We start from the raw sequence: 14,032 nt of genomic DNA, 5'->3' as shown, positions 1-14,032 counted from the left end.
ACCCTGGTGGTGCCGGGGCCGTCATGCTGGGTGCATGGAGCTTCTGATCGTGGACGGTGCCAACGTGGTCGGGTCGGTGCCCGACGGCTGGTGGAAGGACCGGCGCGGGGCCGCCGAGCGGCTGCGGGACCGGCTCGCCGAGCGGGGTGGGCCGGAGGGCGGACCGTACGAGATCGTGCTCGTCGTCGAGGGCCGGGCCCGTGGCGTGGCCTCGGTGCCGGGGGTCCGGGTCGAGGAGGCGCCGGGCAGCGGCGACGACCTGATCGTGGAGCTCGCGCGGGACGCGGCCGACCGGCCGTGCCTGGTGGTGACGGCCGACCGGGAACTGCGGCGCCGGGTGGAGGCGGCGGGCGCCCGGACCACGGGGCCGCGCTCCCTGCCGTCGTAGGAACGGCGTCGCGGAAGGCCGAGCGGTGCCCGGAAGCGTGGCTTCCATGATCAACAGTGGTTAGGATCGCCGTTTCCGATCTTCCTCGTCACTGTCGAATGGGACCCTCCCGATGCGTATACGCGCCCTCCGGCGCCTCGCGGCCACCTCGGCCCTTGTCGTCGCCACCTCCCTCCTGGGCGCGCCCCAGGCCCTGGCCGAGGACCCGGCTCCCGTCACGGTCGGGGCGAAGGCCGTCTTCAACGACCCGGCGACCAGCCCGAACGCCGTGCGCGACGAGCTGGTGACGCTCATCAGGAACACCGAGCCGAACGGGCTGATCCGCGGCTCGATCTACCTCTTCACCGACGGCGTCGTCCGCGACGCCCTCGCCGCGGCCCACCGGGACCGGGGCGTCCGCGTCCAGATCCTGTTCGACCACGACGCCGTGGCCGACCAGAAGCTGGAGGACGGCGTGTGGAAGGCGACCGGCAGCGAGTTCTCCACGCTGGGCCAGCGGTTCGGCCGGGTCGTGAACTACGGGGAGACCGTCGACGCCGACACCACGGGTTCCTTCGTGCTCGGCTGCCCGGAGAACCGGGGCTGCATCGGCAACCGGGACCTGAAGAAGTCCGACGGCACCGTCGAGCACGCCATCAACCACAACAAGTACTTCCTGTTCTCCAAGGTCGGCGCCACGCCGAACGTGGTCTTCCAGTCCTCCGCGAACCTGACGACCAACCACCGCACCGGCATGTTCAACAACGCGGTGGTCGTCCCGCACACGGGGCTCTACGACGAGTACACCCACTACTGGAAGGACCAGCTCGCCCACGGCACCAACGGCCCCGGCCTGGACGACTACTACCGGACCACGGACGTCGGCGCGTACAAGACCTACTTCTTCCCCCGTATCGAGTCCGACCGGGACACCGGTGACACCTCGGCCGTGGACCCCCGCGAGGACGCCTCCACCGACACCGTCGTGTCCCTGCTGAAGAACGTCTCCTGCACCACGACCCCGGCCACCGAGATCCGGGTGGCCATGTACGCCTTCACCCGGACCCAGGTCGCCGACCGGCTGGCCGCCCTGCAGGCCGAGGGCTGCCGGGTGCAGGTCGTGGTGAACGGCGAGAAGGGCAACGTCGGAACGGGGGTGCGGACCGCCCTCACCTCGGCCGGCCTCACGACCCTGCGCCAGTGCGGGGGCTCGTACGGCGTCCACTCCAAGTACCTGCTGATCGACGGCACGTACCTGGGGACGCCGCGCAAGCTGGTCTTCACCGGCAGCCACAACTACACGTACCCGAACCTGCGTTCGCAGGACGAGACCCTGCTGAAGATCGACCAGGCCGAGATCTTCGAGGCCTACCGGCAGAACTTCGACACGACCCTGCTGGGCAGCGGCTCCTGCCAGGGGGCGCTGGCGTAGCGGCCCGTCAGTACTCCGCGTCCCGCCCCAGCCGGCTCAGGCGGCTGTGGCTGCGTCCGTACACGAAGTAGACGACCAGGCCGATCACCATCCAGACCGCGAAGCGGAACCAGGTCTCGCCCGGCAGGTTGAGCATCAGCCAGAGCGAGGCCGCGATGGAGAGGATCGGGAGGACCGGCACCCAGGGGGTGCGGAAGGCCCGGTGCAGGTCGGGGCGGGTCCGGCGGAGCACGATGACGCCGACGGCGACCATGACGAAGGCGAACAGGGTGCCGATGTTCACCAGCGTGGCGAGCTCGTTGATGCTGGTGAACCCGGCCACGACGGCGATGATCCCGCCGAGCAGGATGGTCGGCCGGTAGGGCGTCTTGAAGCGCGGGTGCGTGACGGAGAAGAACCGCGGCAGCAGGCCGTCGCGGCTCATCGCGAAGAACACCCGGGTCTGGCCGAGCAGCAGGATCAGACAGACCGTGGTGAGGCCGACGGCGGCGCCGAAGCTGATGACGCCCGCGTAGAAGGGGTGGCCGACGGCCTTGAAGGCGTCGGCGAGCGGCGCGCTGACGGACAGTTTGGTGTAGTGCTGCATACCGGTGACCACGAGGGCGACCGCCACGTACAGCACCGTGCAGATGAACAGCGAGCCGAGGATGCCGCGCGGCATGTCGCGCTGCGGGAGCTTGGTCTCCTCGGCGGCGGTGGCGACCACGTCGAAGCCGATGAAGGCGAAGAACACCACGGAGGCCGCGGTGAAGATGCCCATGACGCCGAAGTTGGTCGGCTCGTAGCCGAAGATCAGCCCGACCATCGGCTCGTCCCAGCCGGAGATGCCGCCCGGCGGGGCGACGGCCGGCGGGATGAAGGGCGTGTAGTTGTCGCCGACGATGAAGAACAGGCCCGCGACGATCACGATCATCACCACGGTCACCTTGACGGCGACGACGACGGCGGTGATCCGGGCCGAGAGCTTCATGCCGAGGACCAGGATCGCGGTCAGGACCAGGACCAGGATGAACGCGAGGAGGTCGAAGGTGCCGCCCGGCACGTCCGGGCCTTCGAGCGCGGCCGGCAGGTGCCAGCCGACGTTGTCCATGAGGGAGCGCACGTAACCGGACCAGCCGACGGCGACGACCGCGGTGCCGAGCGCGAACTCCAGGACGAGGTCCCAGCCGATGATCCAGGCCGGCAGCTCGCCGATGGAGGCGTACGCGAAGGTGTACGCCGAACCGGCGACGGGCACCGTGGAGGCGAACTCCGCGTAGCACAGGGCCGCCAGGGCGCAGACGATGCCGGCGGCGACGAACGCGAGGGCGGTGGCCGGGCCCGCGTTCTCCTTCGCCACCTTGCCCGTGAGCACGAAGATGCCGGTGCCGATGATGACACCGACGCCGAAGACGGTGAGGTCCCACGCGGACAGGGACTTCCTGAGCGCGTGCTCCGGCTCCTCGGTGTCCCGGATCGACTGCTCGACCGTCTTGGTCCGGAACATCCCGGAGTTCGCGCGTGGCTGTTGGTCCGTACTCACGTCGTACCTCCCTGGCATGGGGCTGCCCGCCCTCAGGCCAGGATGCACGCGGAAGGGCCGGTCGGCACCCGAAGGTGTGGTCCGACCGGCCCAAAGGTGACGCCGATTGGGGGCTTCGCGTCAGTCGCGGGCGGGCTCCACGGCCTGGCTGCTGCCCTCGAACCGGCCGTCCAGGCGCGAGACCAGCCCGGTGACCTGGCGTGCGATGTCCGGGGCGGTCAGCCCGATCTCGGCCAGCACCTCGCCCCGCGAGGCGTGGTCCAGGAAGCGCGGCGGGATGCCGAAGTCGCGCAGCGGCACGTCCACGCCCGCGTCGCGCAGGGCCTGGGCGACGGCGGAGCCGACGCCGCCGGCACGGCTGTTGTCCTCGACCGTGACGACCACCCGGTGCTGCTCGGCGAGCGGTGCCATGGCCTCGTCGACCGGCTTGACCCAGCGCGGGTCGACGACCGTGGTGGAGATGCCCTGCTTGTCGAGCAGGTCGGCGATCTCCAGGCACATCGGGGCGAGCGCGCCCACCGAGACGAGCAGCACGTCCGGCCGGTCGCTGTCGGCCTCGCGCAGCACGTCCATGCCGCCGACCCGGCGCAGGGCCGGGACGGCCGGGCCGACCGCGCCCTTGGAGAAGCGGACCACGGTGGGGGCGTCGGTGACCTCGACGGCCTCGCGCAGCTGGGCGCGGACCTGGTCGGCGTCGCGCGGGGCGGCGAGCCGCAGGCCGGGCACGACCTGAAGGATCGACATGTCCCACATGCCGTTGTGCGAGGCGCCGTCGGTGCCGGTGACACCGGCCCGGTCCAGGACGAAGGTGACACCGCACTTGTGCAGGGCCACGTCCATCAGGACCTGGTCGAAGGCGCGGTTGAGGAAGGTCGCGTAGACCGCGAACACCGGGTGGAGCCCGCCGGTGGCGAGGCCGGCCGCGGAGACCGCGCCGTGCTGCTCGGCGATGCCGACGTCGAACACGCGCTCGGGGAAGGCCCTGGCGAACTTGTCGAGGCCGACCGGCTGCAGCATGGCGGCGGTGATGGCGACGATGTCCTCGCGCTCCTTGCCGAGCGCGACCATCTCCTCGCCGAAGACGCTGGTCCAGTCGGCGCCGGAGGAGCTGATGGGCAGACCGGTGTCGGGGTGGATCTTGCCGACGGCGTGGAAGCGGTCGGCCTCGTCCTGGAGGGCGGGCTGGTAGCCGCGGCCCTTCTCGGTGAGGCAGTGCACGATGACCGGGCCGCCGAAGCGCTTGGCGCGGGTGAGCGCCGACTCCAGGGCCTCGATGTCGTGACCGTCGATGGGGCCGACGTACTTCAGGCCGAGGTCCTCGAACATGCCCTGCGGGGCGATGAAGTCCTTCAGGCCCTTCTTCGCGCCGTGCAGGGTCTCGTAGAGCGGCTTCCCGACGACGGGGGTGCGCTCCAGGATGTCCTTGCCGCGGGCGAGGAAGCGCTCGTAGCCGTCGGTGGTGCGCAGGGTCGCCAGGTGGTTGGCGAGGCCGCCGATGGTCGGCGCGTAGGAGCGCTCGTTGTCGTTGACGACGATGACGACCTGTCGGTCCTTGGCGTCCGCGATGTTGTTGAGCGCCTCCCAGGCCATGCCGCCGGTGAGGGCGCCGTCGCCGATGACCGCGACGACGTGGTCGTCCTTCTTCAGGATCTGGTTCGCCTTGGCGAGGCCGTCGGCCCAGCCCAGGACGGTTGAGGCGTGCGAGTTCTCGATGACGTCGTGCTCGGACTCGGCCTGCGAGGGGTAGCCGGACAGGCCGCCCTTCATCTTGAGCTTGGAGAAGTCCTGGCGGCCGGTGAGCAGCTTGTGCACGTAGCTCTGGTGGCCGGTGTCCCACAGGACCTTGTCCTTGGGGGAGTCGAAGACGCGGTGCAGGGCGATGGTCAGCTCGACCACGCCGAGGTTGGGACCGAGGTGCCCGCCGGTCTTGGAGACGGCGTCCACGAGGAAAGTCCTGATCTCTCCGGCCAGCTGGTCCAGCTGTTCCGAGGAGAGCCGGTCCAGATCTCGCGGTCCCCTGATACGGGTCAGCAGAGCCACCCGTGCCTCCTTGCGTTTGAACTGGTCGAGCTTGCCGATTTGTCGAGTCTAATGTTCCGTCTTGGATCGTGGGCAGCGGGCCGGGGGTGGCGCACCACCCGGATGGCCGACACACCGCTGATCTGTCCGGCCGTGCACTGGTCCGGACGCAGCAGCGCCCGGCGCCGGTTTCGGCGCCGGGCGTACTGTGGCGAGCGTTACGTCCGCCTATGCGCGCATCACGCGCGGCCCGCGGTCTTCTGCGTGCGACGCGAGACCGAGTCGATCACGACGGCGGCGAGCAGCACCGCGCCGGTGATCATGTTCTGGATCGCGTTGGACATGCCGATCATGTTCAGGCCCTGCTGGATCGACTGGATCACGATCATGCCCAGGAGTGCCGACCAGACCTTGCCGCGGCCGCCGAAGAGGCTGGTGCCGCCGATCACGGCTGCGGCGATGACCAGCATCAGCGTGTTGCCGCCGCCGAGGCTCTTCGTCGCGCCGCCGGAGAGGCTCGCGATGAACAGGCCGCCGAAGGCGGCGAGGGTGCCGGAGATCGCGAAGACGGCGATCCGGACCAGGTCCACGTTGATGCCGGCGCGGCGGGCCGCCTCGGCGTTGCCGCCGACCGCGAAGACCTTGCGGCCGAACAGGGTGCGGCGGGCGACGAAGTCGGCGATCACCAGGACGGCCAGGAAGAGCACCAGGGCGAGCGGCAGACCGCGGGCGCCGGCGGGCTCGTTCATCACGTAGGCGACGACGAAGACCAGGACGGCGACCACGGCGGTGCGCAGCACGATCTCGCTGACCGGGCGGGCCGGGAGCCGGGCGGCCTTGCGGCGGCTGCTGTCGCGCAGCAGGGACAGCAGGTACGCGGCGACGGCGACCAGGGCGAGGCCGTAGGCGGCGATCTTGTCGGCGAAGAAGTAGTTGGTGAGGTTCTCCACCACGCTGCCGGAAGGCGTGTTGATGGAGCCCTCGCCGCCCATGAGCCACTCCTGGAGGCCCATCCAGCCGAGGAAGCCCGCGAGGGTGACGACGAACGCGGGAACGCCGATCTTCGCGAAGAAGAAGCCGTGCAGCGCGCCGATGGCGGTGCCGCTGAGCACCGCGAGCACGATGGCCAGCCACTGGTTCGTCCCGTTGCTGACCTGGAGGCCGGCCCAGACGGCGGCGCCGACGCCGGCGACGGAGCCCATCGACAGGTCGATCTCGCCGAGGACGAGGACGAAGACGATGCCGACCGCCATGATGCCGAGGCCGGACGCGTAGACGGCGACGTTGGCGACGGAGCTCGCGGACAGGAAGTTGCTGTTCTGGATCTGGAAGACGATCGCGATGACGATCAGGCCCAGGATCACGGGCAGGGAGCCGAGCTCACCGCCGCGGATCTTGCGGGTGAACTCCGTCCAGTAGCCCTTGACGCCCTCCTCCCGGACGAGGAGGCGGGGGTCGACGGCCGGGACGGGCGCGGCGGACTCCTCGACGGCGGTCGCGGTGGCCTCGGCGGCCGCGGCCGTCTCGGAGGTCTCGGGGGTCTTGGCGAGGTCGCTCACTTGGCGGCCTCCTTCGCGGCGGTGTTCTCGGTGGTCTCGGCCTTGCGGGCCTGCCTGCGGGTCACGGCGTTGTCCGTGGCGCCGGTGATGGCGGCGATGATCTCTTCGTGGCTGGTGTCGGCGACCTTGAAGTCGCCGTTGTTGCGGCCGAGCCGGAGCACGGCGACCCGGTCCGCGACGGCGCGGACGTCGGCCATGTTGTGGCTGATGAGGATGACGCCGTGGCCGCGCTCGCGCAGCCGCTCCACGAGGTCGAGCACCTGTGCGGTCTGCTCGACGCCGAGGGCGGCGGTGGGCTCGTCCAGGATGACGATCTTCGGGTCGCCGATCAGGGCGCGGGCGATGGCCACGACCTGGCGCTGGCCGCCGGAGAGGGCGGCGACGGGTATCCGGACCGACGGAATCCTGATGGACAGGGTGTCCAGGAGCTCCCGGGCGCGCTTCTCCATGGCGATCTCGTCGAGGACGGAACCGGAGCTGAGCTCGCTGCCGAGGAAGAGGTTGGCGACGACGTCGAGGTTGTCGCAGAGCGCGAGGTCCTGGTAGACGGTCGCGACCCCGAGGTTCTGGGAGTCGTGCGGCTTGGTGATCTGGACGGGGCGGCCGTCCCATTCGATGGTGCCCTCGTCGATCGGGTGGACACCCGAGATCGTCTTGACGAGGGTCGACTTGCCGGCGCCGTTGTCGCCCACCAGGGCGACGACCTCTCCGGCATGGATCTCCAGATCGACATCGGTGAGCACCTGGACGGCGCCGAACCGCTTGGAGACCCCGCGCAACGCCAGCACGGGCGTAGCGGACACGTGAATCATCTCCTTCGCCGCCTGACCGGCGGGGATGTGGTGCGGGGTGTCCCCCGGGAGGGGGAGGAGGGGGTACGAGGGGAGTCCGGCGCCCCGCCCCCGCTTGCGGGGCGTGGAGGACGGGGCGGGAGCGCCGGACCGTTTCTGCGTGGGGGGCCTGGGCGGGCCTGGGGCCCGGCGGGCCTTACTTGATGCCCGCCGCCTCGCAGGCCGCCTTGTACTCGGCGGTGCAGATGTCGGCCGCCTTGTAGACGTTGTCGGCGATGATCGTGGAGGCGATGTTCTCCTTGGTCACGATCTGCGCGTCGTACAGCTTGGCCGGGATGTCCTTGAACTCGCCGGTGAGGCTGGTGACCTTGACCGGGGTCAGGGAGTCGATCTTCTCGCCCTTGAGGAGCTTGACCGCGATCTCGGCGGTGGTCTCGGCCTCGGGCTTGATCTGCTTGTAGATCGTGAAGGCCTGGTCGCCCTTCAGGATGCGCTGCAGACCGGCGAGTTCGGCGTCCTGACCGCCGACCGGGACCTTGAGGCCCTGCTTGGCGAGGGCGGTGATGATGCCGCCGGCCATGCCGTCGTTGGCCGAGTACACGCCCTGGAAGCCGCCCTTGCCCAGGGAGTCGATGGCGGCACCCATCTTCTTGTTGGCCTCGTCCGGGGACCAGTCCGGGATGTCCTGCTCGTAGACGACCTTCTTGACGCCGCCGTCGAGGACGCTGTGGGCGCCCTTCTTGAACAGCGGGGCGTTCGGGTCGGTCGGCGAGCCGTTGATCATGACAACGTTGGCTTCCTTCGCCTTGTCGCCGAGCGCCTTCACGAGCGCCTCGCCCTGGAGGCGGCCGATCTTCTCGTTGTCGTACGAGACGTAGGCGGAGATCGGACCCTCGGCCAGGCGGTCGTACGCGACGACCTTGACGCCCTTCTTCTCGGCCTGCTGCACCCAGGACTTGGTGGCCTTGTAGTCGACCGAGTCCAGGATGATGACCTTCACGCCCTGCGTGACCAGCGCGTCGAACTGCTTCTTCTGCGTCTCGGTGTCCTGCGCGGCGTTGTTGTACTTGACCTCGCAGTCCGAGCAGAGGGCCTTGATCTTGGCCTCGATGATCGGGCGATCGAAGGTCTCGTAACGGGTGGTCTTGTTCTCCGGCAGCAGCAGACCGATGGTCTTGCCGTCGCCGCCGCTCGAGTCGCCGGAGCCGTTGTCGCCGGCCTTGCCACAGGCGGCAAGGGAGAGGGCCATGGAAACCGCGGCCGTGCCTATGACGACGCGACGCGTCACTGCGTTCATGTGGGGTTGCCTCCCTGACGAGGCCGCGACATTGCGGCCGAGGTGGCTGGAAGTCAACTCGGCCGCACGGTCGACGTCAAGGAGTAAATCCTTAACGAGACGACAACGGTGCCATTCGTTATCTAAGTGAAGGCAGGAGCCGGTGCCGCCGAGGTGCGCGACAGGCCGCCCATCGGGCTGACATTGCCGACAGAGCTGTCCAAAAGCGTCGAGTCGCCCATCTCGCTCAGCACCAGGGCCAGCGCCCCCAGCACCTCCGCGCGGCCGCCCAGGGCCCCAGGGGCGAGCGAGAGCTGCCGGGCGGCGCTGGGGATGGCGTAACGCGAGACGGAGTCCCTGATGGGCGCCAGGACCAGCTCTCCGGCCTCGGCGAGGTCGCCGCCGAGCACCACCCGGCTGGGGTTCAGGAGATTGCAGAGGTTGGCGATACCGCTGCCGATGTGCCGCCCGACGTCGGCGACGACCCGGCGGCAGCCCGGGTCGCCCTCCCGGGCCAGCTGGACCACCCGCTCCATGGTCAGGTCGGGGCCGTGGCTGGGCTGCAGCAGCGGCAGCACGTAGCGGGCGGCGGCGAAGGTCTCCAGGCAGCCCCGGTTGCCGCAGCGGCAGACCGGCCCCGACTCGTCGAGCGTGATGTGGCCGATCTCGCCGGCCGTGCCGCCGGGGCCCCGGTAGACCCGCCCGTCGATCACCAGCCCGGCACCCACACCGCTGGCCACCTTGATGTACGCGAGGTCCTTCACGCCCCGGCCGCTGCCCCAGACCAGCTCGCCCAGCGCGCCGAGGTTGGCGTCGTTGTCGACGTGCACGGGGACGCCGAGGCGGGCGGACAGCTCGTCGGCCGGATTGATCCCGCTCCAGCCCGGGAGGATCGACGTGGAGCCCAGGGTCCCCGAGGAGACGTCGATCGGGCCGGGCACGCCGAGGCCGACGCCGACGACCTTGTCCCGGCCGATGCCGGTGGCCGCGATCAGCCTGCTGACCAGCTGTTCCGCCCGGTCGAAGCCCTCCGCGGCCGAGGCGTCCACATCCAGCGGTTCGGCCTCCTCGGCGAGCACCTGGTGGGCCAGGTTGCCCACCGCGACCCGCAGGTGGGTGTGGCCGAAGTCGACGCCGATGACGATGCCGGCGTCGCCGCTCAGCGAGACGCTGCGGGCCCGGCGGCCCCCGGCGGAGGTCGGGGTGACCTCGACCGTTCCGCCGTCCTTCAGCTCCCGCACGATGTTGGAGACCGTGGCGGCGGACAGGCCCGTCGCCCGGGCGATCTCCGCCTGGGTGAGCGATCCGGCCATCCGTACCGCCCGGACGACCCGCTCGAGATTGGCCCGGTGCAGCGAGGACTGCGACCCCGGAGTCTCCATTGACTCTCTCCACCCTACGACGTGTACAAGTTATGAACTCCAAGCTCCTTCGTGGGGCTTGTCGCCGTCAAGTCCTCGACGGTAGTCGAAATCGGACGCAAAAGGTCCGGTCCCGGGTGGAGTCCCCGGGACCGGACCTCTGGGCGCCGGTGTCGTTACTTGAGCGTGGCCGAAGTGAGACCCGCCTGGACCTGCCGCTGGAAGGACAGGTAGACCACGAGCATCGGGATCATGGCGATGGTCACGCCGGCGAAGAGCACCGGCAGGTCGGTCTCGTACCCCTGCTGCTGCTGGAGCTGGATCAGACCCTGGGTGAGCACGTACCGCTCGGGGTCGTCACCGCTCTGCGGCTGCATCAGCACGGTCGGCAGCAGGAACTGGTTCCACTGCCCCAGCGTGTTGAAGATGCCGACGCTGAGCAGACCCGGCTTGGCCATCGGCAGCATCACCTGGAAGAAGGCCCGGGTGTGCGAGGCGCCGTCCAGGATCGCGGCCTCGAAGACGGCCGTCGGCAGCGTGCGGAAGAAGGAGTGCATGAAGAACACGGTGAACGGCATCGAGTACGCGACGTAGACCAGGACCAGGCCCTGGTAGGTGTTGAGCATCCCGAGCATCTTCACCATGAAGAAGAGCGGGACGAGCGCCAGGAAGACCGGGAACATCGCGCCGGCCACGAAGAAGTAGTAGATGAGCCGGTTGCCCCAGAACTGGTAGCGCGCCAGCACGTAGGCCGCCATGGAACCGAAGAGCATGGTCAGCGGCACCGAGAACACCAGGACGATCAGGGTGTTCACGAAGTAGTCGCCGATGCCCTTGTTCCACGCCCGGCCGAAGACGTCGAGGGACCAGTTGGCCGGCCAGCCGAAGGCCGACCCGGCGATCTGGGAGTCGGTCTTGAAGGAGCTCAGCACGAGCCAGATCAGCGGCAGCACGATCATCAGCGCCCAGAGGGCGAGGAAGCCGTGCGAGAAGACGTTGAGGACGGTGCCCTCGCGGGCGGGGCCCGGGGCCGGGGTGCTCCCCTTGCCGGCGGCGCGCGGCCGGGGCACGGCGGCGCCGCTCGTGGTGGGGGCGTCGGTCTTCTGGATGGGTGCAGTCATCGTGGGTTCTCCCGCTCAGAACTCGAGGCGCTCGCGGCGGGTGGCGCGCAGCGTGACCACGGACACGATCAGGGTGAGCAGCAGCATGACCACGCCCATGGCGCAGGCGTAACCGCTCTTGCCGAAGTAGAGGAAGTTCCGCATCATGACCGTCGACATGGTCTCGCTGTGGTGGTCGGGGCCGCCGCCGAACTCGCCCTGGGTCATCGTGGAGACCAGCACGAACATGTCCATGGCGACGATGCCGAGGTAGACCCACGCGGTCTGCACGGCGTCCCACAGCAGCGGCAGCGTGATGCGGAAGAAGGACTGGGCGCGGCCCGCGCCGTCGATCAGCGCCGCCTCGTAGATGTCCCGCGGGATGGACTGCATGGCCGCGGAGAACAGCACCAGGTAGAAGCCGACGCCGTGCCAGACGACGACGGCCACGAGGGCCCACAGGACGAAGCCGGGCTCGTTCAGCCATTCCACCGGCCGGTCGGCCTCGATGAGGCCGAGCTTCAGCAGGAGGCCGTTGAGCATGCCGCCGGTGTCGCTGCGGTACACGGCGCCGAAGAGGACGGCGAGGATCGCGAGCGAGAGCACCTGCGGGAAGAAGTACACGACCTTGTAGAACTTGGACCCGGCGACGCCCGCGACGCCGCCGGCCCGGCTCCGCCCGCCCGCGTTCACCATGAAGGCGAAGAAGAGGGCGAGCAGAATGGTGATCACCGGGATGAACACCAGGAACAGGATGTTGTGCCAGACCGCTCCCAGGAAGATGTCGTCCTCGAACAGCGCGACGTAGTTGTCGAGGCCGACGAAGGAGAAGGTCTGCGACTGGCCCTTCCAGTCGGTCAGCGAGTAGCCGAACGTCTGGATGTACGGCCAGATCACGAAGACCAGATAGAGGGCCACGGGTATGAAGAGGAATCCCGTGACGAACTTGTACTGCCCTTTGCGCATGGCGTTCCCGTCCCTGATGTCCCCGGCGGATTGATACGCGATTCGGTGCCGCGTGTCAGTCGCGGTGGTTGTTCTTGGACGCCGGGTCCTTGGCCGCCTTGTCGACCGCGGCCTGGGCCCGCTTGAGCCATTCCGCGGGCTGGATGCGCTTGGCCATCAGCTCGTTGGAGGCGTTCTGGATCTCGGTGTCCATCTCGCTGTACCACTCGGTGTACAGGTAGCGGAACGTGTTGGTGCCGGCCGCCTTGGAGGCCTCGACCGTGGACTGGGTGCCGGGGCGCAGCTTGACGCTCGGATCCACGCCGTCCTGCAGGATGGTGAGGGAGTTGGCCTCCTTGGCGAAGAGCGTCGACCACTCCTTGGAGAGCATCATCCGCATGAACTCCTTCGCCTCGGCCAGGTTCTTGGCCTTGGCCGGGATGATGAAGGGCTCGCCGGAGCCGGCCCGGATCGCCTCGTACGGCATCTTGCTGCCGGGCAGCAGCGGCATCGGCATGAACTTCATGTCGAAGTCGGCCGGGGTCTGCTTGAGCTGCTCGTTCTCCAGCCAGGAACCACAGGTGATGAAGGCGGCCTTGTACTGGTTCCAGCGGGTCTGCGACTCGGTGTGGGTGAGGCCGTTGGTGCCGGGCATGAGGTAGCCCTTCTCGACCACCTCGTAGATCGCCTCGACGGCCTCCTTGGCCGCGTCGGAGCCGACGAAGGCCTTGGGGTCGAGGTTGTCGATCGCCTTCATGGCGTCCAGACCGCCCTTCTTGGCGATCAGGTCCATGATGGCGACGTTGATGTAGTACGGGAACTTGCCCTGGTGGGCGAGGCCGCCGATGCCCTGGGCGGTGGCGTCCTTGCAGATGGCGAGGAACTCGTCCCAGGTCTTCGGCTCCTTCCAGCCCTTCTCCTTGAAGAGCTTGCCGGAGTACCACAGACCCCACACCGTGTAGATGTAGTTGAGGGCGACGGTCTTGCCCTCCAGCACGCCGGCGTCGATCGTGCCGGGGATCAGCGTGTCGCGGACCTTCTTGGCCGGGTCGTCGACGGACGGCGCGTCGAGGACCTCGGCGAGGTCGAGCAGCTGGCCGTTCTTGTGCAGGACGTCGATCTTGATCTTCTGGGCGCCGGAGTCGTCGACGATGTCCGGCGGGTTGCCGGCGTTGAAGCGCGGCTGAAGCTTGCCGGTGATCTCCTGGGTGCCGGTGTGGGTGGCGGTGATGCCCCACTTCTTGTTGAAGCTGGCCTCCCACGCCTTGGCGTAGTCGTCGCCGTAGCCGCCCTTGAAGACGACGACGTCGATCTTTCCGCCCTTGGCGACGCCGAACGGGTTGTCCTTCGTCTTCTCGCCCTTGGGCTTGTCGTTGTCCGTGCTGTCGCCCCCGCTGGAGGCGCAGGCGGACAGGATACTCATGGTCGGCACCGAGATCAGACCGAGTGCGGCGGAACGCTTGATCAGATCGCGACGGCCGAGGCCCTCAGGGTGCTGGGCGGAGGTGGATCCCATGCAAGTCCTCGCCTTCATTCAGGACTCAGGCGGTGTACCGGTCGCCCGTACAGAGTTCGCCACAGGCGAAGGGCCCCGCCACCGCGGTCAATTGCAGCTGGGTCGTGCAGGCGTCGGGCCGTCGTCGGTGTCACGACGGGCGGG

The 14,032-nt window shown here is 69.0% G+C and carries 11 protein-coding genes; 2 read left to right on the top strand and 9 right to left on the bottom strand.

Features of this window, described 5'->3' with window-relative positions:
- Positions 1 to 34: 34 nt before the first annotated feature.
- Together ACIGXE_RS32360 and ACIGXE_RS32355 are read left to right on the top strand one after the other, a co-directional pair.
- The gene (locus ACIGXE_RS32360; RefSeq protein ID WP_399753061.1) at positions 35 to 388 is read left to right on the top strand and encodes an NTP pyrophosphohydrolase; all 354 of its coding nucleotides are present in this window, start codon (positions 35 to 37) and stop codon (positions 386 to 388) included.
- A gap of 112 nt (positions 389 to 500) precedes the next feature.
- Positions 501 to 1,799, top strand: coding sequence for a phospholipase D-like domain-containing protein (locus ACIGXE_RS32355; protein ID WP_399753059.1), 1,299 nt, complete (start codon positions 501 to 503; stop codon positions 1,797 to 1,799).
- Between the two features lie 7 nt (positions 1,800 to 1,806).
- Here the strand turns inward: ACIGXE_RS32355 and ACIGXE_RS32350 are convergent, their stop codons facing one another.
- The 9 genes from ACIGXE_RS32350 to ngcE form a co-directional block, all read right to left on the bottom strand.
- A complete protein-coding gene (locus ACIGXE_RS32350; RefSeq protein WP_399753057.1) occupies positions 1,807 to 3,339 on the bottom strand; it encodes an amino acid permease in 1,533 nt (510 codons plus the stop codon).
- A gap of 102 nt (positions 3,340 to 3,441) precedes the next feature.
- Positions 3,442 to 5,361 (bottom strand): 1-deoxy-D-xylulose-5-phosphate synthase, encoded by a 1,920-nt coding sequence (dxs, locus tag ACIGXE_RS32345; protein ID WP_399753055.1) that lies wholly within the window; start codon positions 5,359 to 5,361, stop codon positions 3,442 to 3,444.
- Positions 5,362 to 5,579: 218 nt separating this feature from the next.
- Positions 5,580 to 6,899 carry a sugar ABC transporter permease gene (locus ACIGXE_RS32340; RefSeq protein ID WP_399753053.1) on the bottom strand — a complete coding sequence of 440 codons (1,320 nt, stop codon included), beginning with the start codon at positions 6,897 to 6,899 and terminating at the stop codon, positions 5,580 to 5,582.
- A complete protein-coding gene (locus ACIGXE_RS32335) occupies positions 6,896 to 7,711 on the bottom strand; it encodes an ATP-binding cassette domain-containing protein (RefSeq protein WP_399753051.1) in 816 nt (271 codons plus the stop codon). The genes ACIGXE_RS32340 and ACIGXE_RS32335 overlap by 4 nt, the downstream gene beginning before the upstream one ends.
- Positions 7,712 to 7,886: 175 nt before the next feature.
- Positions 7,887 to 8,987: a sugar ABC transporter substrate-binding protein gene (locus ACIGXE_RS32330; RefSeq protein ID WP_399753049.1), complete on the bottom strand. Its 1,101-nt coding sequence runs from the start codon at positions 8,985 to 8,987 to the stop codon at positions 7,887 to 7,889.
- A 122-nt stretch (positions 8,988 to 9,109) separates the two neighbouring features.
- Positions 9,110 to 10,348, bottom strand: coding sequence for an ROK family protein (locus ACIGXE_RS32325; protein WP_399753048.1), 1,239 nt, complete (start codon positions 10,346 to 10,348; stop codon positions 9,110 to 9,112).
- 155 nt (positions 10,349 to 10,503) lie between these two features.
- Positions 10,504 to 11,448 (bottom strand): carbohydrate ABC transporter permease, encoded by a 945-nt coding sequence (locus ACIGXE_RS32320; protein WP_399753046.1) that lies wholly within the window; start codon positions 11,446 to 11,448, stop codon positions 10,504 to 10,506.
- Between the two features lie 15 nt (positions 11,449 to 11,463).
- The gene (locus tag ACIGXE_RS32315; RefSeq protein WP_399753044.1) at positions 11,464 to 12,393 is read right to left on the bottom strand and encodes a carbohydrate ABC transporter permease; all 930 of its coding nucleotides are present in this window, start codon (positions 12,391 to 12,393) and stop codon (positions 11,464 to 11,466) included.
- 55 nt (positions 12,394 to 12,448) lie between these two features.
- Positions 12,449 to 13,888: an N-acetylglucosamine/diacetylchitobiose ABC transporter substrate-binding protein gene (gene ngcE / locus ACIGXE_RS32310; RefSeq protein WP_399753042.1), complete on the bottom strand. Its 1,440-nt coding sequence runs from the start codon at positions 13,886 to 13,888 to the stop codon at positions 12,449 to 12,451.
- Positions 13,889 to 14,032: the final 144 nt, after the last annotated feature.

The organism is Streptomyces sp. NPDC053431, assembly GCF_044544925.1.
In the GTDB taxonomy this organism is placed as follows: domain Bacteria; phylum Actinomycetota; class Actinomycetes; order Streptomycetales; family Streptomycetaceae; genus Streptomyces.
Note: the sequence above shows the minus strand (reverse complement) of the source record. Positions and strands in the feature narration are given on the sequence as shown.